The sequence below is a fragment of the Streptantibioticus parmotrematis genome (genome assembly GCF_019890615.1).
GTDB lineage: Bacteria > Actinomycetota > Actinomycetes > Streptomycetales > Streptomycetaceae > Streptantibioticus_D > Streptantibioticus_D parmotrematis.
This window is the reverse complement of record NZ_JAINVZ010000024.1, coordinates 74,786-95,296: the sequence shown is the minus strand read 5'-3', so window position 1 is coordinate 95,296 and position 20,511 is coordinate 74,786. Positions and strand designations below refer to the sequence as shown.

Annotated in this window: 11 protein-coding genes; 2 read left to right on the top strand and 9 right to left on the bottom strand. The window is 73.1% G+C overall.

Annotated features, from left to right (window positions below):
* Positions 1–9: 9 nt before the first annotated feature.
* Together K7472_RS26915 and pta are read right to left on the bottom strand one after the other, a co-directional pair.
* Positions 10–1,200, bottom strand: a complete 1,191-nt coding sequence (locus tag K7472_RS26915; RefSeq protein WP_222981171.1) for an acetate kinase — start codon at positions 1,198–1,200, stop codon at positions 10–12.
* A gap of 100 nt (positions 1,201–1,300) precedes the next feature.
* Positions 1,301–3,403 carry a phosphate acetyltransferase gene (gene pta / locus K7472_RS26910; RefSeq protein ID WP_222981170.1) on the bottom strand — a complete coding sequence of 701 codons (2,103 nt, stop codon included), beginning with the start codon at positions 3,401–3,403 and terminating at the stop codon, positions 1,301–1,303.
* Positions 3,404–3,593: 190 nt separating this feature from the next.
* Between pta and K7472_RS26905 the strand changes: the two genes are divergently transcribed.
* The gene (locus tag K7472_RS26905) at positions 3,594–4,619 is read left to right on the top strand and encodes an ATP-dependent 6-phosphofructokinase (protein ID WP_222981169.1); all 1,026 of its coding nucleotides are present in this window, start codon (positions 3,594–3,596) and stop codon (positions 4,617–4,619) included.
* Positions 4,620–4,659: 40 nt separating this feature from the next.
* Here K7472_RS26905 and K7472_RS26900 read toward each other — a convergent pair whose 3' ends face one another.
* From K7472_RS26900 to K7472_RS26885, 5 genes are all read right to left on the bottom strand, one after another.
* Positions 4,660–5,271, bottom strand: a complete 612-nt coding sequence (locus tag K7472_RS26900) for an XRE family transcriptional regulator (protein ID WP_252396288.1) — start codon at positions 5,269–5,271, stop codon at positions 4,660–4,662.
* A gap of 160 nt (positions 5,272–5,431) precedes the next feature.
* The gene (gene glgB, locus K7472_RS26895) at positions 5,432–7,798 is read right to left on the bottom strand and encodes a 1,4-alpha-glucan branching enzyme (protein ID WP_308014101.1); all 2,367 of its coding nucleotides are present in this window, start codon (positions 7,796–7,798) and stop codon (positions 5,432–5,434) included.
* 116 nt (positions 7,799–7,914) lie between these two features.
* Positions 7,915–9,429: a maltokinase N-terminal cap-like domain-containing protein gene (locus K7472_RS32975; protein ID WP_252396287.1), complete on the bottom strand. Its 1,515-nt coding sequence runs from the start codon at positions 9,427–9,429 to the stop codon at positions 7,915–7,917.
* A 363-nt stretch (positions 9,430–9,792) separates the two neighbouring features.
* On the bottom strand, positions 9,793–11,493 hold the full coding sequence (gene treS, locus K7472_RS26890) for a maltose alpha-D-glucosyltransferase (RefSeq protein ID WP_222981166.1): 1,701 nt from the start codon (positions 11,491–11,493) through the stop codon (positions 9,793–9,795).
* Positions 11,490–13,490, bottom strand: a complete 2,001-nt coding sequence (locus K7472_RS26885) for an alpha-1,4-glucan--maltose-1-phosphate maltosyltransferase (protein WP_222981165.1) — start codon at positions 13,488–13,490, stop codon at positions 11,490–11,492. Before K7472_RS26885 ends, treS begins: the two co-directional genes overlap by 4 nt.
* A 502-nt stretch (positions 13,491–13,992) precedes the next feature.
* Here K7472_RS26885 and glgP point away from each other — a divergent pair.
* Positions 13,993–16,626 carry an alpha-glucan family phosphorylase gene (gene glgP / locus K7472_RS26880; protein ID WP_222981164.1) on the top strand — a complete coding sequence of 878 codons (2,634 nt, stop codon included), beginning with the start codon at positions 13,993–13,995 and terminating at the stop codon, positions 16,624–16,626.
* A gap of 64 nt (positions 16,627–16,690) precedes the next feature.
* On the opposite strand, the gene K7472_RS26875 is transcribed toward glgP, so the two are convergent.
* Both K7472_RS26875 and K7472_RS26870 read right to left on the bottom strand, forming a co-directional pair.
* Positions 16,691–18,577 (bottom strand): ABC transporter ATP-binding protein, encoded by a 1,887-nt coding sequence (locus K7472_RS26875; protein ID WP_222981163.1) that lies wholly within the window; start codon positions 18,575–18,577, stop codon positions 16,691–16,693.
* Entirely contained in the window at positions 18,574–20,484 is a 1,911-nt protein-coding gene (locus K7472_RS26870; protein WP_222981162.1) for an ABC transporter ATP-binding protein, read from the bottom strand. The genes K7472_RS26875 and K7472_RS26870 overlap by 4 nt, the downstream gene beginning before the upstream one ends.
* Positions 20,485–20,511: the final 27 nt, after the last annotated feature.

Sequence of the window (20,511 nt, the reverse complement as noted above, 5' to 3'; positions counted from 1 at the left end):
AGCGGACGTCTAAGGGCGGACCAGCGAGTACGCCTGCTGGGCGATCTCCCGTTCCTCGTCGGTGGGGACGACGGCCACCGCGACCCGGCTGGTGTCGGTGGACACCAGCCGTTCCGCGCTGCCGCGCACAGCATTGCGCACCGCGTCGATCTCGATGCCGAGGGGTTCGAGGCCGTCCAGGGCGGCCCCGCGCACCGCGGCCGAATTCTCGCCCACTCCGGCCGTGAACGCGACCGCGTCCACCCGGCCGAGCACCGCGCAGTACGCGCCGACGTACTTGCGCAGCCGGTGCGTGTAGACGTCGAACGCCAGGTGCGCGGCCTCGTCGCCCTCCGCGATGCGGCGGCCGATCTCGCGCATGTCGTTGTCCCCGCACAGCCCGAGCAGGCCGCTGCGCTTGTTCAGCAGGATGTCCACCTCGTCCGGGGACAGGCCCGCGACCCGGGTGAGGTGGAAGATCACCGCCGGGTCGAGGTCACCGGAGCGGGTGCCCATCACCAGGCCCTCCAGCGGGGTCAGGCCCATCGAGGTGTCCACGCACACCCCGCCGCGCACCGCGGAGGCGGAGGCGCCGTTGCCCAGGTGCAGCACGATCACGTTGACCTCGGACGGGTCCTTGCCCAGCAGGCGCGCGGTGCGGCGGGAGACGTAGGCGTGCGAGGTGCCGTGGAAGCCGTAGCGGCGGATGCCGTACTCGTCGGCGACCGTGCGGTCGATGGCGTACCGGGCGGCGGACTGCGGCATCGTCGAGTGGAACGCGGTGTCGAAGACGGCGACCTGCGGCAGGTCGGGGCGCAGCCGCCGCGCCACGCGCACGCCGGTCAGGTTGGCGGGGTTGTGCAGCGGGGCGAGCGGGATCAGGTTCTCGATCTCGGCGACGACCTCGTCGGTGATCAGCGTCGGGCGGGTGAAGCGGGTGCCGCCGTGGACCACGCGATGGGCGATCGCGGCGAGATCCGGGGAGTCCAGGCCCGCGCCCCGCGCGGCGAGTTCGTCCGCGACGGTCTCGAGGGCCTCGGTGTTGTCGGCGGGGCCTGTCGGCTCGCCGATGTGCTCGACGATGCCGGTGGCTTTTCTTTCCGGGGCCGCGTCGGGGTCGGGGTTGGGGTCGGCGGCGGTTTCGCCGCGGGTCATGTCGAGGAGTTGGTATTTCAGGCTGCTGCTGCCTGAGTTGAGGACTAGGACGTGGGATGGGGGCACGGGCGGGGTCCTGGGGTCTCGTTGTCGGGTGCGGGCCGGTGGTCGTCGGTGTGCCCACCCGTGCCGCCCTGCGGCACGACTGCCCACACCTCAGGTTGATTCACTTGCCCTGGGCCTGGATTGCTGTGATGGCTACCGTGTTCACGATGTCCTGGACCAGGGCTCCTCTCGACAGGTCGTTGACCGGCTTGCGCAGGCCCTGGAGGACCGGGCCGACCGCGATCGCGCCGGCCGAGCGCTGGACGGCCTTGTAGGTGTTGTTGCCGGTGTTGAGGTCGGGGAAGATCAGCACCGTCGCCTGCCCGGCCACCGCGGAGCCCGGCAGCTTCGTGGCCGCCACCTGCGCGTCCACCGCCGCGTCGTACTGGATCGGGCCCTCCACCAGCAGGTCGGGGCGGCGCTCGCGGACGATCTCGGTGGCCCTGCGGACCTTGTCGACGTCCGCGCCGGTGCCCGAGGTGCCGGTGGAGTACGACAGCATCGCCACCCGCGGCCGCACGCCGAACCGCTCGGCGGTGACCGCGGACTTCAGCGCGATGTCGGCGAGCTGGCGGTCGTCGGGGTCGGGGTTGACCGCGCAGTCGCCGTAGACCAGCACCCGGTCGGCCAGGCACATGAAGAAGACGGAGGAGACGATCGAGGCGTCCGGCGCGGTCTTGATGATCTCGAACGCGGGGCGGATCGTGGCCGCCGTGGAGTGCACCGCGCCGGAGACCATGCCGTCGGCCAGGCCCTCCTGGACCATCAGCGTGCCGAAGTAGGAGACGTCGGCGACCACGTCGTGCGCCATCTCCACGGTCATGCCCTTGTGGGCGCGCAGCTTGGCGTACAGCTCGGCGAAGTTCTCCCGCAGCGGCGAGGTGACCGGGTCCACGACGCGGGCGATCGCGCCGCCGTGGTGCTCGGTGGCGTCCAGGCCGAGGTTGACGCCGAGTTCCCCGGCCCGCCTGCGGATCACCTGCTCGTCGCCGAGCAGCGTCAGGTCGCACACGTTGCGGCGCAGCAGCACCTCGGCGGCGCGCAGGATGCGTTCCTCGGTACCCTCGGGCAGGACCACGTGGCGGCGGTCGGAGCGGGCGCGTTCGATCAGCTCGTGCTCGAACATCATCGGGGTGACCCGGCCGCTGCGGGCCACCGAGAGCCGGTCGGTCAGCTCGGCGGTGTCCACGTGCAGCTCGAACAGGCCGAGCGCGGTCTCCGCCTTGCGCGGGGTGGCCGCCGTCAGCTTGCCCTCCAGGCCGAACAGCTCGGCGGCGGTGGGGAACGAGCCGCCGGGCACCGCGATCAGCGGCGTGCCGGGGGCGAGCCGGGTGGCCAGCGCCATGATGTCGGGGCCCGGGCGCTCGTCCAGGGTGAGCAGGACCCCGGCGATCTGCGGCGAGCCCGCGGAGTGCGCGGCGAGCGAGCCGACGATCAGGTCGGCGCGGTCGCCGGGGGTGATCACCAGGCAGCCCGGCGTCAGCGCGGGCAGGAACGCGGGCAGCATCGCGCCGCCGAAGACGAAGCCGAGCACGTTGCGGGCGAGCCCGGCGTCGTCGCCCAGCAGGACGTCGGCGCCGAGCGCCTGCACGACCTGCGCGACCGTCGGCGCCGACAGCGACGGCTCCTCGGGCAGCACGTAGACCGGCACCGGCAGGCGTCCGGTGAGCCGCTGGGCCGCGTCCTTCGCGGCCTGCGGCGGCACCCGGTTGGCGATCATGGCCAGCACGTCGCAGCCGGAGGAGGTGAAGGCACGGTGGGCGTTGCGCACCTCGGCGGCGATCGAGTCGGCGTCCTGCCCGACGCCGCCGACCACGGGCAGCAGCGAGGCGCCGAACTCGTTGGCCAGCCGGGAGTTGAGCGCCAGCTCGGCCGGCAGCTGGGTGTCGTGGTAGTCGGAGCCCAGCACGAGTACCGCCTCGTACCGCGAGGCCACCGCGTGGAAGCGGTCGACCAGCAGGGAGACCAGCTCGTCGGTGCCCCGCTCGGCCTGGAGCCCGGCCGCCTCGGCGTAGTCGATGCCGTAGACCGTGGACGGGTCCTGGGAGAGCCGGTAGCGGGCGCGCAGCAGCTCGAAGAGGCGGTCGGGGCCGTCGCCGTGCATCAGCGGGCGGAACACCCCCACCCGGTCCACCTGCCGGGTCAGCAGTTCCATGACCCCCAGCTCGACGACCTGACGGCCGTCCCCTCTGCCGATGCCCGTGATGTACACGCTGCGCGTCACGCGCGTTCTCCTCCTCGACGTGGCTTGACGTCCCTTTCGACGCTAGCGCGCGCGATCGGGCGCCGCGCGCCGGGTCGCGGGTGCGTCGCACACGTCACCGCCCCAAACTTCTCATATGGTGTGAACAGCCGCGGACGGCAGGGATCGGCAGGGAGCGGCTGGGAGCAGACGCCGGCGGGAGGCGACCGGGATGCGCATCGGAGTCCTCACCGCGGGCGGCGACTGCCCCGGACTGAACGCGGTCATCCGCTCGGTGGTGCACCGCGGGGTGGCCGCGCACGGCGACGAGGTCATCGGGTTCGAGGACGGTTTCCGGGGGCTGCTCGAAGGCCACGTCCGGCCGCTCGACCTGGACGACGTGGGCGGCATCCTCGCGCTCGGCGGCACCATCCTCGGCTCCTCCCGGCTGGAGCGCGCCCGGCTGCACGAAGCCGTCGAGGGCGCCCGGCAGCTCACCACCGCCTACGGGCTGGACGCGCTGATCCCGATCGGCGGCGAGGGCACGCTGACCGCCGCCAGGATGCTGTCGGACGCGGGCATGCCGGTGGTCGGGGTGCCCAAGACCATCGACAACGACATCTGCGGCACCGACCGCACCTTCGGCTTCGACACCGCCGTCACCGTCGCCACCGAGGCGATCGACCGGCTGAAGACCACCGCCGAGTCGCACCAGCGGGTGATGGTGGTGGAGGTGATGGGACGGCACGCGGGGTGGATCGCGCTGGAGTCCGGCATGGCGGGCGGCGCGCACGGCATCTGCGTCCCGGAGCGCCCCTTCGACCCGGCCGACCTGGTCGCGATGGTCACCGAGCGCTTCTCGCGCCGCAAGAAGTTCGCCGTGGTGTGCGTGGCCGAGGGCGCGCACCCGGCCGAGGGCACGATGGCCTACGGGCGCGGCGCGGTCGACCAGTTCGGCCACGAGCGGTTCTTCGGCATCGGCAACCGGCTCGCCGCCGAACTGGAGAGCAGACTCGGCACCGAGGCCCGGCCGGTCATCCTCGGCCACGTCCAGCGCGGCGGCGTGCCGACGCCGTACGACAGGGTGCTGGCCACCCGGTTCGGCTGGCACGCGGTGGAGGCCGCGCACGCGGGGGCGTTCGGGACGATGACGGCGCTGCGCGGCACCGGCATCGAGAGGGTGCCGCTGGCGGAGGCGGTCGCGGAGCTCAAGCGGGTGCCGCCGGACCGGATGCGGGAGGCGGAGTCGGTCTTCTGAGCGCGCGCCCCGTCACCCTCGAAGACGCGTGCGCACGGCGTCAGTTCAGGCCGAGCAGGGTCCAGAAGCGGTCGAGGACGCCGTCCAGGTACGGGCCGCTCTTGTCCTCGGCCGGGGCCGACGCGCTCCAGCTGAGGGTGGACGCCATCAGCGCGTGGTACTCCTCGTTGATCCGGCGCAGCGCCTCCTCCACGCGTTCGCGCGGCAGCGGCACCATCGCGCAGACCGGGCCCGCGTAGGCCTGCCAGCGCACCTTCGCGGTCGAGCGCAGGTGGTCGGCGAGCTTCTCCGCGCGGCCGGTGACCGCCAGCAGGTCCGGCAGCGGGATGTCGAGCAGCTGGCCCAGCAGCGCGCTCTGCCGCACGTTGCCGCTCCAGCGCCCGCGCTCCTCCATGCGCTCGTAGTCGCCGCGCCGCATGCCGAGTTGGTGGGCGAGGTCGGGGGAGGTCACCCCGCGCGCCCAGCGCCACTCGCGCAACGTGGTGGGCCGTCCCAGCAGATCGGCCGGGGCACACCACAACGCACCGGCCAGCGCGGTCAGTTCGCGTTCGTCGGGGGCACCTTCGCCGCGCTCCCAGGCGAGCACGGTGGCGGGGTGAATGCGCAGCCCGTAAGAGGCCCACATTCCATGGGAGATGTTGGCGTGTGACATTCCAAGTTGCTCGCGCAGGCGTCTCGCGGCCACAGGATCGAAGGGGGGTGGCATTCGGACAGAGTACGGGCGACCACCGCGCGTGACGTACCGTGCGAACCCCCGAACCGGCGCCCCGTCAGCGGCACCCGGTTCGGAGGTTCCTACCGGAACCTACCGCTCACCCGGGCCGCAGCCACAGGGTCGTCAGCGGCGGGAGGGTCAGCTCGACGCTGTTCGCGCGGCCGTTCCACGCCACCGGCTCGGTCTTGACCGGCTCGGGGTTGCCGACGCCGCTGCCGCCGTAGCGCTCCTCGTCGGTGTTGAGGACCTCGGTCCACACCCCGCCCGGCTCCGGCACGCCGACCCGGTAGCCGGGCCGGACGACGGGCGAGAAGTTGGTGACGCTCAGCAGCGTCCCGCCCTCGGTGTCGTGGCGCACGAAGGAGAAGACGTTGTCCTCGGCCGCGCCCCCGTCGATCCAGGAGAAGCCGTCCGGGTCGGTGTCGCGCTGCCACAGCGCCGGGGTGCCGGTGTACGTACGGTTCAGGTCGCGCACCAGGTCGCGCACGCCGCGGTGGTCGCCGGCCGCCGAGTACGTCTCGTCCAGCAGCCACCAGTCCGGCCCGTGGTCGTGCGACCACTCGGCGCCCTGCGCGAACTCCTGCCCCATGAACAGCAGTTGCTTGCCCGGGTGCGCCCACATGTAGGCCAGGTACGCGCGGTGGGTCGCGCGCCGCTGCCACCAGTCGCCGGGCATCTTGTCGACCAGCGCCCCCTTGCCGTGCACCACCTCGTCGTGCGAGATCGGCAGCACGTAGTTCTCCGAGTAGGCGTAGATCATGGAGAACGTCATCTCGCCGTGGTGGTACTTGCGGTGCACCGGCTCGTGCGCCACGTACTGGAGCGAGTCGTGCATCCAGCCCATGTTCCACTTCAGGCCGAAGCCCAGGCCGCCGTGGGCGGTGTCGCGGGTGACTCCCTCCCACGCCGTCGACTCCTCGGCGACGGTGACCACGCCGGGGTCGCGGCGGTAGACGGTCGCGTTCATCTCCTGGAGGAACGCGACCGCGTCCAGGTTCTCCCGGCCGCCGTACACGTTCGGCGACCACTGGCCGTCCTCGCGCGAGTAGTCGAGGTAGAGCATCGAGGCGACCGCGTCCACCCGCAGGCCGTCGATGTGGAACTCCTCGCACCAGTAGACCGCGTTGGCCACCAGGAAGTTGCGCACCTCCCTGCGGCCGACGTCGAAGGTGAGCGTGCCCCAGTCGGGGTGCTCGGCGCGGCGCGGGTCGCCCGGCTCGTACAGCGGGGTGCCGTCGAAGCGGGCCAGCGCCCAGTCGTCCTTGGGGAAGTGCGCCGGGACCCAGTCCATCAGCACGCCGATCCCGGCTTGGTGCAGCGCGTCCACCAGGTGACGGAAGTCGTCCGGGGTGCCCAGCCGCGCGGTCGGCGCGTAGTAGGAGGTGACCTGGTAGCCCCACGAGCCGCCGAAGGGGTGCTCGGCGACCGGCATCAGCTCCACGTGCGTGAAGCCCAGGTCCTTGACGTACGCGGGCAGTTGCTCGGCCAGCTCCCGGTAGGTCAGCCCGGGCCGCCAGGACGGCAGGTGGACCTCGTAGACCGAGAACGGCGCCCGGTGCACCGGGGTGTCGGCGCGGTGCGCCATCCACTCCTCGTCCTGCCAGGTGTGGTGCGCGGCGGTGACGACAGACGCGGTCGCGGGCGGCACCTCGGTGCGCCGGGCCATCGGGTCGGCCTTCATCCGCCGCTCGCCGTCCGGGCCGGTGATCTCGAACTTGTACAGCGTGCCCTCGCCGACGCCCGGCAGGAACAGCTCCCACACACCGGAGGAGCCCAGCGACCGCATCGGGTTGCCGGTGCCGTCCCAGAAGCAGAAGTCGCCGGTGACCCGCACGCCCCGGGCGTTGGGCGCCCAGACGGCGAACCGGGTGCCGGTGACGCCCTGGTGGGTCATCACCCGCGCCCCGAGCGCCGTCCACAGCTCCTCGTGCCGGCCCTCGCCGATCAGGTGCAGGTCCAGCTCGCCCAGCGCGGGCAGGAAGCGGTAGGGGTCCGCGGTCTCGTGCTGTGCCCCGTCGTACGTGACCAGCAGGCGGTACGCGGGGATGTCACCCGGCGGCAGGACACCGGCGAACAGCCCGCCGCCCTCGTCCCGCAGCGCGAAGCGCGCGCCGTCCTCGACCACCACGACCACGGCGCGCGCGTCCGGCTTCAGCGTCCGCACCGCGATCCCGTCCGCGACCGGATGGGCCCCCAGCAGCCCGTGCGGGTCGTGGTGCTCGCCCCGCAGCAGGCGGTCCCGGTCGCCCTGGTCGAGCGGGGGCGCGGGCGGGGCGGGCAGCGGCGGCGCGGCCGCTCCGGAGGCCGGACCGCCGGAGCCCGCGCCGAAGCCGGTCGTCCGCGTGGTGGGCGCCACCGGTGCGGTGCCGGAGGCGGGCCTGCGGCGGCCGGAGCCCTGACCGCGCGCGGCGGCTTCCGGCTGCGTGCCGGGCACCGGCGCGGCGCCGGTCTGCGTCCTGGTCACGGGCGGGTGTTCGCGCGGTGTCACGGTCGGGCCCTCCTCATTCGTCGTGGCGGTCGTGGCGGTCGTTGTGGCCGTGGTCGGGGCGGCGGTGGGGCCGGTGGGCCGGCGGCGGGAGGTCACGGCGCCGGGGCGGTGGCCAGCCGCTCGACGGCGGCCATCGGGATGGGGAGCCAGTCGGGCCGGTGCCGGGCCTCGTACAGCACCTCGTACACCGCCTTGTCGGTCTCGTACGCGCGCAGCAGCACCGCCGACTCGCGCGGGTCGCGGCCCGCGCGCCGGGCGTAACCGGCGCAGAACGCGGCGCGGTTGGCCTCCGCCCAGGCCGCCGCGTCCGGGTCGGCCGGATCGCGGTGGCGGGCCGCGTAGTCGAAGGAGCGCAGCATGCCCGCGATGTCTTGCACCGCGGGACGCGGGGTGCGCCGCTCGGCCAGCGGGCGGGCCGGTTCGCCCTCGAAGTCGATCAGCACCCAGTCGCCGCCCGCCGTGCGCAGCGCCTGCCCCAGGTGCAGGTCGCCGTGGATGCGCTGGGCGGCCAGCGTCAGGCCCCGGTCCCCGAGGTGGACCAGGTCCTCGAAGGCGCCGCGCAGGCCCCGCGAGTACGGCGCGAGCTGCGGCACGGCGCGGGTGGCCGCGTCCAGCCGGTCCGCCATCGCGGACGCCAGCAGGCTGATGCGCGCCCCGGTCAGCACGGTCGTCGGCAGCGCGTCGGCCAGCGCGGTGTGCACCTCGGCGGTGGCCTGCCCGAGGGCGTGCGCGTGCGGGGTGAAGTCGCCGCCCACGTCCGCCGGTCGACCGTCCCCGGCGGCGCCTCGGCCCGCGTCCAGCGCCCGCAGCGCCAGCGTCCAGCCGTCGACCGAGCCGGGCAGGAAGCGCTGGAGCAGTCCGAGGGTCGCCGGCTCGTCGTACAGGCCCACCGCCTCGAACCAGGCGACCGGCTCGGCCACCCGTCGCGACCCGGACCGCGCCAGGGCGAGTGACAGCTCCAGGTCCGGGTTGGCGCCGGGGGAGACCCGCCGGAACAGCTTCAGGATGAACGTATCGCCGTACACCACCGAGGAGTTGGACTGCTCGGCCGTCGACAGCCTCGGCGCCAGCCCGGCGGGCAGCGTGGTGCCCGGCTCGGCGCTGAAGCGCAGCGGCCCGGTGCGGCCGGGGGAGCGCAGCCGCTCCAGCAGTAGCCCGGTCAGCCGCTGGTCGTGCAGCGCCTCGTAGACCGTCAGCCCCGCCAGCGGACCGTCCTGCGCCCGGCCCAGCAGCGCGGGCACCAGCGACGGCGGCAGCACCTCGCGGGTACCCAGCAGCAGTTGGTAGCAGTCCGGGGTGCCGCCCGGCTGCTGGACCTCCAGGAGCAGATGGAGCAGGCCCGGGGTGCCCAGGCGCCCGTCGCACGGCAGCACCTCGACCGCGCTGCGCAGGGCCAGCCCGTCGATCGGGCGCCCCTTGCCGGCGAACCACCGCTGCCCGGGCAGCCATTCACGCAGCATCGGCGTGAGCGCGCCGAGCAGCGCCGTGCCCGCGCCGATGTCCCCGGCGGCGCGGGCCGCGGGGGTGGTGGGCTGGAGACGGCCCGGGGCGTTCATCGGGCCGGTATCCGTATCCGTGCTGGGGCGAAGCCGCGAGGTGTCCGACATGACGTCCTTTCCTCGGGATACGCGCACCCGTCCGATGCGGTGGGGGACCTCAGTGAAAGGGCGCGCGGTGGCAGCTGTCCGGCGGTGCAACCGTGTGGGTCGAAGGACCATCCGTGCAGGTGGCGCAAGTGGTGTACGCGGCGGCCCGGTGCGTTGCGTACGGCGCCGGGACCGGCACGGTGGAGCCTGCCCGCGCCCCGGCGGGTGAAACCGGACTCGCGCCGGGCCCGCGAGGGGCCGGGGGCCGGAACCCTTGCCCGCCAAGCTTTTGCCCGCCAAGCTTGCTGACGCTTCGTCAGCAGCTCGTGGCTGGTCCCGCGGTCCGCCCGGACGCTCCGGGCGGACCGCGCGGGCCCGCTTCCGTTACTGCGCGTCCCGCCGCAGCCTGAACCAGTAGAAGCCATGGCCGGCGAGGGTCAGCAGGTAGGGGAGTTCACCGATCGCCGGGAAGCGCACCCCGCCGATCAGCTCCACGGGATGACGTCCCTCCCAGGTCTGCAGGTCGAGTTCGGTCGGCTGGGGGAAGCGCGAGAAGTTGTGCACGCACAGGACCAGGTCGTCCTTGTACTCGCGCAGGAAGGCCAGGACCGCCGGGTTGCTGGAGGCCAGCTCCGTGTACGTGCCCAGGCCGAACGCCGGGTTCTGCTTGCGGATCTCGATCATCCGGCGGGTCCAGTGCAGCAGCGACGACGGACTGCTCATCGCCGCCTCGACGTTGGTGACCTGGTAGCCGTAGACCGGGTCCATGATCGTCGGCAGGAAGAGCCGGCCCGGGTCGCACGAGGAGAAGCCCGCGTTGCGGTCCGGCGTCCACTGCATCGGGGTGCGCACCGCGTCGCGGTCGCCCAGCCAGATGTTGTCGCCCATGCCGATCTCGTCGCCGTAGTAGAGGATCGGCGAGCCGGGCAGCGACAGCAGCAGCGCGGTGAACAGCTCGATCTGGTTGCGGTCGTTGTCCAGCAGCGGGGCGAGCCGCCGCCGGATGCCGATGTTGGCGCGCATCCGCGGGTCCTTGGCGTACTCCGCGTACATGTAGTCGCGCTCTTCGTCGGTGACCATCTCCAGCGTCAACTCGTCGTGGTTGCGCAGGAAGATGCCCCACTGGCAGCCCGCCGGGATCTGCGGGGTCTTGGCGAGGATCTCCGAGACCGGGTAGCGCGACTCGCGGCGCACCGCCATGAAGATGCGCGGCATGACGGGGAAGTGGAACGCCATGTGGCACTCGTCGCCGCCCTGCTGGAAGTCGCCGAAGTAGTCCACGACGTCCTCGGGCCACTGGTTGGCCTCGGCGAGCAGCACGGTGTCCGGGTACTGCGCGTCGATCTCGGCCCGCACCCGCTTGAGGAACGTGTGGGTGGCGGGCAGGTTCTCGCAGTTGGTGCCCTCCTGCGCGTACAGGTACGGCACCGCGTCCAGCCGGAAGCCGTCGATGCCCAGGTCCAGCCAGAACCGCAGGCCCGCGATCATCTCCTCCTGCACCCGCGGGTTCTCGTAGTTCAGGTCCGGCTGGTGGGAGAAGAACCGGTGGAAGTAGTACTGCTTGCGCACCGGGTCGAAGGTCCAGTTGGACGTCTCGGTGTCGACGAAGATGATGCGGGCGTCGTCGTACTGCTTGTCGTCGTCGGCCCACATGTAGTAGTCGCCGTACGGCCCGTCCGGGTTGGTACGGGACTCGATGAACCACGGGTGCTGGTCGCTGGTGTGGTTCATCACGAAGTCGATGATCACCCGCATGCCGCGCTGGTGGGCGGCGTCCACGAACTCCACGAAGTCCGCGAGGTCGCCGAAGTCCGGCAGCACCGCGGTGTAGTCCGAGACGTCGTAGCCGCCGTCGCGCAGCGGCGAGGCGAAGAACGGCGGCAGCCACAGGCAGTCCACGCCGAGCCACTGGAGGTAGTCCAGCTTGGCGGTGAGGCCTTTCAGGTCGCCGACGCCGTCGCCGTTGCTGTCCTGGAACGACCGCACCAGGACCTCGTAGAAGACGGCGCGTTTGAACCAGTCGGGATCACGGTCCTTTGCCGGTGTGTCCTCGAAGGTGTCCTGGACGGGCTCGTTGACGATCAATTGGGTGACCCTCCGATCGGTGAGGACGGTCGCAGCGAGAACACGTGCGCGGGCACCGTGGCCGGGTCCAGCCGCACGTAGTTGTCCCTGCCCCAGTGGTAGGTCTCGCCGGTGAGCGCGTCGCGCACCGGGGTGGACTCGTGCCATTCCAGGCCGAGTTCCGGCATGTCCAACGACACGGTCGCCTCGCGGGTGTGGTGCGGGTCGAGGTTGACGACCACCAGTACGGTGTCGTGACCGCCGTCGGCCGTCCGCGCCCGTTTCGAGTACGCGACGACGGCCTCGTTGTCGGTGCGGTGGAACCGCAGGTTGCGCAGCTGCTGGAGCGCCGGGTGACGGCGGCGCAGCCGGTTGAGCGTGGTCAGCAGCGGGGCCAGCGAGCGGCCCTGGGCCTCCGCGCCCGCCCAGTCGCGCGGCCGCAGCTCGTACTTCTCCGAGTTGAGGTACTCCTCGCTGCCCTCCCGGTACGGGGTGCGCTCGCACAGCTCGAAGCCGGAGTAGACGCCCCAGCTCGGCGAGAGCGTCGCCGCCAGCACCGCCCGCACCTCGAACGCGGCCCGCCCGCCGTGCTGGAGGTAGGCGTGCAGGATGTCCGGGGTGTTGACGAACAGGTTGGGCCGCAGCACGTGCGCCGTCTCCTGGCTCAACTCCGTCAGGTAGTCGGTCAGTTCGTCCTTGGAGTTGCGCCAGGTGAAGTAGGTGTACGACTGCTGGAAGCCGACCTCGGCCAGTGTGCGCATCATCGCCGGGCGGGTGAACGCCTCGGCCAGGAAGATCACGTCGGGATCGGTGCGGTTGACCTCGCCGATCACCTTCTCCCAGAACACGACCGGCTTGGTGTGCGGGTTGTCGACGCGGAAGATCCGCACCCCGTGGTCCATCCAGTGCCGCAGCACCCGCAGCGTCTCCTTCGTCAGACCGCGGAAGTCCGCGTCGAAGGCGAGCGGGTAGATGTCCTGGTACTTCTTGGGCGGGTTCTCCGCGTACGCGATCGAGCCGTCCGCGCGGTGGTGGAACCACTGCGGGTGCTTGGCCACCCACGGGTGGTCCGGGGAGCACTGGAGCGCGAAGTCCAGCGCCACCTCCATCCGCAGCTCCCGCGCCCGCTCCACGAACGCGTCGAAGTCGTCGAGCGTGCCCAGGTCCGGATGGACGGCGTCGTGCCCGCCGTCCGGCGAACCGATCGCCCACGGTGAGCCGACGTCGTACGGGCCCGCCGACAGCGTGTTGTTGGGGCCCTTGCGGTACGCGCGGCCGATCGGGTGAATCGGCGGCAGGTAGACCACGTCGAAGCCCATCGCGGCGACCGCCGGAAGCCGCTCCGCCGCGGTCCGCAGCGTCCCCGACACCGGCGGCTCGCCGGGCTTGAGGACAGCGCCCTCGGAGCGCGGGAAGAACTCGTACCAGGAGCCGAACAGCGCCCTGCGGCGCTCCACCTGGAGCGGCAGCGGCCGGGTGGCGCTGACCAGTTCGCGCAACGGGTGGCGGCCGAGCACCGCGAGGACCTCGGGCTCCAGGGCCGCCGCCAGCCGGTCCGCGGCGCTCCTGGCCGGGTCGCGCAGCGCGTCCACCACGTCCAGGACCACCGCCCGGCCGTCCTTCTTCGGCACGCCCGCCGCCGCCCGTTCGTGCAGCGCGGCGCCCTCGGTCAGCACCAGGTCGGTGTCGATGCCGGCCGGGATCTTAACGTGTGCGGCGTGCCGCCACGTGCCGAGCGGGTCCGACCAGGCCTCGACGGTAAAGGTCCAGCGGCCTTCGGCCGTCGGGGTGACCTCGGCCCCCCAGCGGTCGGTGCCGGGAGCCAGTTCGCGCAGCGGTGTCCACGGACCGCAGCGGCCCGCCGGATCGCGCAGCACGACGTTGGCGGCGACGGCGTCATGGCCCTCGCGGAAGACGGTGGCGGACACCTCGAACGCCTCGCCCACCACGGCTTTCGCCGGGCGGCGCCCGCAGTCCACGAGCGGGCCCGGATCGAGTACCGGGATACGACCGATCATTGGCTCACCTGGGCTTACGTCGTCGCGTGGTCTCGGTGCCCCCGAAGCCCTTTCTATCCGCTTGCCCGACTTCGCACTCGGCTGCATGACCGCTCCCCACCGCGTTCACTCGGTTGGATTTGGATGGCTTCAACGGAAAAATCGCGCACCGGTCGCTCCCCGCGCGCGGGCGCGCCACGGGTCCCCCGACCGGTTCGCGGCCACGGCGGACCGGCCCGCGTCGTGGCCCGTGCCCGGGCCACCACCACCGGCCGCACACCGCGGGACCGCACCCGGCGCCCGCCCCGGAAAGCCTTCCCCGCCGCGTTGCGGGAACACCCCCGGGTTCGGCCCGTCCCGCCGTCCCCGGCGAGGCGTCCCGGCTCGCCGGTGCGCCGGGGGCGCGTTCGGCCGGATCGAGGGCCAAAGGTGCGCTGGTCGTGCGCCCGGGAAGAGTCAACGAGCCCTCCGGGAACGCCGGACGTCGGGCGAAACGGGTGCGGACGCCGCTACGGTCGTAGGTGTGAAGGCTATTCGTCGATTCACTGTCCGTACGGTCCTCCCCGAACCCCTGCGCCCGCTGGGGGAGCTGGCGCAGAACCTGCGCTGGTCCTGGCATCCGGAGACCCGCGAGCTGCTCCAGTCCGTCGACCCCGGCGGCTGGCGCGCCGCGGGCGGCGACCCGGTGCGGCTGCTGGGCGCGGTGCCCGCCGACCGGCTCGCCGCCCTCGCCAGGGACCGCAGGTTCCTGCGGCGCCTGACCGCCGCGGCCGAGGACCTCACCGACTACCTCACCGGCCCCCGCTGGTACCAGGGCGCCGACGACCGCGAACTGCCGTCCGCCATCGCCTACTTCTCGCCGGAGTACGGCATCACCGCGGCCCTGCCGCAGTACTCCGGCGGCCTCGGCATCCTGGCCGGGGACCACCTCAAGGCCGCCTCCGACCTCGGCCTGCCGCTGATCGGCGTCGGACTGCTCTACCGGCATGGGTACTTCCGCCAGTCGCTGTCCCGCGAGGGCTGGCAGCAGGAGCACTACCCGGTGCTCGACCCCAACGAGCTGCCGCTGACGCTGCTGCGCGAGCCCGGCGGCGACCCGGCCCGCGTCACCCTCGCCCTGCCCGGCGGCCGCACGCTGCACGCCCAGGTCTGGCAGGCGAAGGTCGGCCGCGTACCGCTGCTGCTGCTCGACTCCGACGTCGAGGACAACAGCCTCGGCGAACGCGAGGTCACCGACCGCCTGTACGGCGGCGGCAGCGAACACCGGCTGCTCCAGGAGATGCTGCTCGGCATCGGCGGGGTGCGCGCGCTGCGCGCCTACTGCCGGATCACCGGCCACCCCGCCCCCGAGGTGTTCCACACCAACGAGGGCCACGCCGGGTTCCTCGGCCTGGAGCGGATCAACGAACTCGCCCCGGAACTCGACTTCGACGCCGCCCTCGAAGCGGTGCGCGCCGGGACCGTGTTCACCACGCACACCCCCGTCCCGGCCGGCATCGACCGCTTCGACCGCGGCCTGATCGGCCGCCACCTCGGGCCCGGCGGCGAACTGCCCGACGTCGACGTCGACCGGGTGCTCACGCTGGGCGCCGAGAACTACCCCGGCGGCGACCCGGACGTGTTCAACATGGCCGTGATGGGCCTGCGCCTGGCCCAGCGGGCCAACGGCGTCAGCACCCTGCACGGCGCCGTCAGCCGCGCGATGTTCGCGGGGCTGTGGCCCGGGTTCGACCCGGAGGAGGTGCCGATCCGGTCCATCACCAACGGCGTCCACGCGCCCACCTGGATCGCGCCCGAGGTGCTGCGGCCGGCCGCCCGCCAGGTCGGCGGGCAGCGCACCGAGGACGCCCTGACCGTCGGCGGCGCGGAGCGCTGGGAGGCCGTCGAGTCCATCCCGGACGCCGCGATCTGGGAGTTGCGCCGCACCCTGCGCGAGAAGCTCGTCGAGGAGGTACGCGGGCGGCTGCGCGCCTCCTGGCGGCAGCGCGGCGCGGGCGACCTCGAACTCGGCTGGTGCGACCAGGTGCTGGACCCGTCCGTCCTGACCATCGGCTTCGCCCGCCGCGTCCCGTCCTACAAGCGACTCACCCTGATGCTGCGCGACCCCGAGCGGCTCGCCGGACTGCTGCTCCACCCGGAGCGGCCGATCCAGATCGTGGTGGCGGGCAAGGCGCACCCGGCGGACGACGGCGGCAAGCGGCTGGTCCAGGAACTCGTACGCTTCGCCGACGAGCACCGGGTCCGCCACCGCATCGTCTTCCTGCCCGACTACGACATGGCGATGTCGCAGGCGATGCTGCCGGGCTGCGACGTCTGGCTCAACAACCCGTTGCGCCCGCTGGAGGCCTGCGGCACCTCGGGGATGAAGGCCGCGCTCAACGGCGGCCTCAACCTGTCGGTGCTGGACGGCTGGTGGGACGAGTGGTTCGACGGCGACAACGGCTGGTCGATCCCGACAGCTGACGAGGGCGCGGGTGCCGGTGGCGACGGTGACACCGACCGGCGCGACGACATCGAGGCCGCCGCGCTCTACCAGTTGATCGAGTCACGGGTCGCCCCCTGCTTCTACGACACCGACCGGGGCGGACTGCCGCGCCGCTGGATCGAGATGGTCCGGCACACCCTGGTCACCCTCGGCCCGAAGGTGCTGGCCAGCCGCATGGTCCGGGAGTACGTGGACGAGCTGTACGCGCCCGCCGCCCGGGCGCACCGCGCGCTGACCGCGCCGGTGGCGCGTGAGCTGAGCGCCTGGAAGGCCCGGGTGCGCGAGCAGTGGCCCAAGGTCGCCGTCGACCACGTGGAGGCCCAGCCCGCGGGCGGCACACCGGAGTTGGGCTCCTCGCTCACCCTGCGGGTCAGGGTCGCCCTCGGCGATCTGGAACCCGGCGAGGTGGACGTCCAGGCGGTCTCCGGGCGGGTCGACGAGTCCGACCGCATCACCGATCCCGTCGTGGTCTCCCTCAAACCGGCCGGCGGCCATCCCGACCTCGACGGCCGCAGGCTCTACGAGGGCCCGCTGACGCTGGACCGCAGCGGCCCGTTCGGCTACACGGTGCGCGTGCTGCCCGCGCACCCGCTGCTGGCCTCGCCCGCGGAGCCGGGCCTGATCGCCGTCCCGCCCGAGACCACCGGGATGACGGCGGGCGTCCTGCGCTGAGCCCTCCGACCGCCGCGCCCCGGAGCACTGTCGCCGGGGCGCGGCGGCGCGAGGCGCCGCCCGTTCAGACCAGGCTGTCGCGCCAGGCGCGGTGCAGGCCCGCGAACTCGCCGTCGGCACGCGTCAGTTCCGACGGCGGGCCGTCCTCGACCACGCGGCCGTCCGCCATCACCAGCACCCGGTCGGCGATCTCCACCGTGGAGAGCCGGTGCGCGATCACGACCGCCGTGCGCCCGCGCAGCACGGTGTGCATCGCGCGCTGCACCGCCCGCTCACCCGGCACGTCCAGCGAACTGGTCGCCTCGTCCAGGATCAGCACCGCCGGGTCGGCCAGCAGCGCCCGGGCGAACGCCACCAACTGCCGCTGGCCCGCCGAGATCCGGCCGCCGCGCTTGCGCACGTCGGTGTCGTACCCCTCCGGCAGCCCGGCGATGAAGTCGTGGGCGCCGATGGCCTTGGCCGCCGCCTCGATCTGCTCGGGCGTGGCGTCCGGGTCGCCCAGCGCGATGTTCTCCGCGACGGTGCCGGAGAACAGGAACGCCTCCTGCGTCACCATCACCACGCCGCGCCGCAGTTCGGGCACCGCCAGCTCCCGCAGGTCCACGCCGTCCAGCGTGACCCGGCCGGACGTCGGGTCGTAGAACCTCGCCAGCAGCTTGGCCAGGGTGGACTTGCCCGCGCCGGTCGCGCCGACCACGGCGACGGTCTGGCCCGCGGGCACCGCCAGGTCGAAGCGCGGCAGCACCTCGCCACCCGTGCGGTACGCGAAGCGCACGCCCTCGAACACCACCGCGCGGCCGGGCCGCCCGCTCGCCCGCTCCGGCAGGGCCCTGGGCTCGGCGGGCTCGGGAACCGACGGGCTCTGCGCCAGCAGCCCGGCGATCTTCTCCAGCGAAGCGGCCGCCGACTGCCAGGAGTTGAGGAACATCCCCAGCGGGTCGATCGGCGCGTACAGCCGCCGCAGGTAGAGCACGAACGCGGCCAGCACGCCCAGTTCCAGCGAACCGGCCGCCACCCGGTAGGCGCCCCACAGCACCACCAGCGCCACCGAGGTGTTGGCGATCAGCCACGAGCTGACGGTGAACCGGCCCATCTCCACGATCGCGTCGCCGTTGGCCGCCCGGTGCGCGCTGTTGAGCCGGGCGAACGCCTCGTCGTTGGCCCGCTCGCGGCGGAACGCCTGCACCGGGCGGATGCCGCCCAGCGTCTCGGAGAACCGCACGATCACCGAGGCCATCGCCGCCGACCGCCGGGTGTAGACCCGCTTGGAGCGGCGCCGGAAACGCCGTACGGAGAACACCAGCGGCACCGCCGTCGCCAGCGAGAACAGCCCCAGCCGCCAGTCCAGCCAGATCAGCACGCCCGCGATGTACAGCACGGACAGGCCGACGTTCAGCAGCTCCTGGAGGCCCTCGGTGAGCAGCTCGCGGATCGCCTCCACGTCGGAGGTGGCCCGCGCGATGATCCGGCCGGAGGTGTAGCGCTCGTGGAAGTCCAGGCCGAGCGCCTGCGCCTGCCGGAAGATGCGGCCGCGCAGCTCCAGCAGCACGTCCTGGCTGACGATCGCCGAGGACCGGATGAACGTGCGCTGCAACCAGCCGCCGAGCAGCGCGCAGCCGATGTACCCGACGGCGGTGACGATCAGCGGGCCCCGGTCGTGGGCGCGCAGCGCGGGCACCGCGCGGTCGATCGCGTACGCCACGATCAACGGGCCCGCCTGCACCGCCGCCTGCTGCACCAGCAGCATGATCGCGGCGCACCAGGCGCGCACCTTGTGCGGTCCGACCAGTTCGCGCAGCAGCGCCCGCGACGCCCCCGGCGGGGCGGGCAGCACGTCGCGGTCGTACGGGTCGCGCCGCGCGGGGGACGGCTCGCCGGTGTCCGGCCGCGCGCCGCCCGGGCGCCGTTCGTCGTCGGCGCGGTCGGCCGGGGTCGTCGTGGCGGACGTCACGCGGCGCTCCTCTCGTCGGTGCCGCCGGACATCAGCCACCGGTACTCGGCGCTGCCGGCGAGCAGTTCACGGTGGGTGCCCACGGCCGCGATCCGGCCCCGCGACAACAGCGCGACACGGTCGGCGAGCTGGACGGTGGACGGGCGGTGCGCCACGACCAGCGCGGTGGTGGTCGCCAGCACCTGCCGCAGGGCGGCCTCCACCAGCGCCTCGGTGTGCACGTCCAGCGCCGACAGCGGGTCGTCGAGCACCAGGAACCGGGGTCTGCCGACGACCGCGCGGGCCAGCGCCAGCCGTTGCCGCTGCCCGCCCGACAGACTCAGGCCCTGCTCGCCGACCTGCGTCTCCACGCCGTCCGGCAGATCGTGCACGAAACCGCACTGGGCGATCGCCAGCGCCCGCAGCAACTCCTCGTCGCTCGCCCCCGGGGCGCCCATCAGCACGTTCTCCCGCACGCTGGCGGAGAACAGGGTGGGGTCCTCGAAGGCGGTCGCCACCAGCGAGCGCAGCCGGTCGCGCGGCATCAGCGCGGCGTCCGCGCCGTCCAGCGTGACGCGGCCCGCGCTCACCTCGTACAGCCGCGGTATCAGCGTGGTCAGCGACGTCTTGCCGGAACCGGTCGCGCCGACCAGCGCCATCGTCTCGCCGGAGCGGATGTGCAGGTCGATCCCGGTGAGCAGATCGAGCGTCCCGGCGGGCGCGTCCGGGTAGCGGAACCGCACCCCGTCGAACCGGATGCCGTCCGCGGTACCGGCGCCGCCCGCCCGCCGCTCGACGCCGTCCGCCCGTTCGGCGTCCTGCCGCGGCGCGTCGGGGGGTTCGGGGGTGTCCATCACCTCGAAGTACCGGTCGGCCGCCGTGGCCGCCTCGTTGCTCAGCGACAGCAGCCAGCCCAGCGACTCCACCGGCCAGCGCAGCGTCAGCGCGGTGGACAGGAAGGCGACCAGCGTCCCGGCCGACACCGAGCCGTCGGAGACCTGGACGCACCCGGCGACCAGGGCGGCGCCCAGCGCGACGTCGGGCAGGCCGGTGATGACCGCCCACAGGTCGCCCAGCAGCGCCGCCTTGCGCAGTTCCGTGCCGCGCAGGCCGTGCGACTGGTCACGGAAGGCGCGGGCCTGGCTGCGGTGCCTGCCGAACGCCTTGATGACGCGGATGCCGAGCACCGACTCCTCGACCAGCGTGGTCAGGTCGCCGATCTGGTCCTGCGCCCGGCGGGTGGCCAGCGAGTAGCGGGACTCGAAGTACGAGCAGAGCACCACCAGCGGCACCACGGGGACCAGCAGGATCAGGCCCAGCGTCCACTGCTGCGTCAGCAGGATCGCGAAACCGACCACGATGGTGGTCGAGTTGACCACGAGGAAGACCAGCGGGAAGGTCAGGAACATCCGCAGGATCTGGAGGTCGTTGGTGCCGCGCGAGAGCAGCTGCCCGGAGCCCCAGCGGTCGTGGAAGGCCACCGGCAGCCGTTGCAGCCGCTGGTAGAGGTCACGGCGCAGATGTGCTTCGAGACCGGCCATCGGCCGGGCCACCAGCCAGCGGCGCACCCCGAACAGCCCGGCCTCCAGCACTCCCAGCAGCAGCACCAGTCCGCCGCCGAGCCACACGCCCGCCGGGTCGTGCCGCGCGACGGGGCCGTCCACCAGCCACTTGAGGACCAACGGGATCAGCAGCGACAGGCACGAGGCCAGCACGGCCACCCCGGCGGACCCGAACAGCCGCGCCGCGACCGGCCGCACGTAGGGCCACAGCCGCAGCAGCGACCGCACCGCCGACCGCTTCCCGGCCTGCTCACCGCCGTCCGGCCGATGACTCCCGTCAGCCCGACAACCCCCGTCCGCCCGCTCACCCCCGCCGTCGTCCCGCCCGTCCTCGTCGTCCCGCCCGCCGCGCCCGTCCTCGGTCATCGCGATGCCCCCTTCACCGTCCGAGAC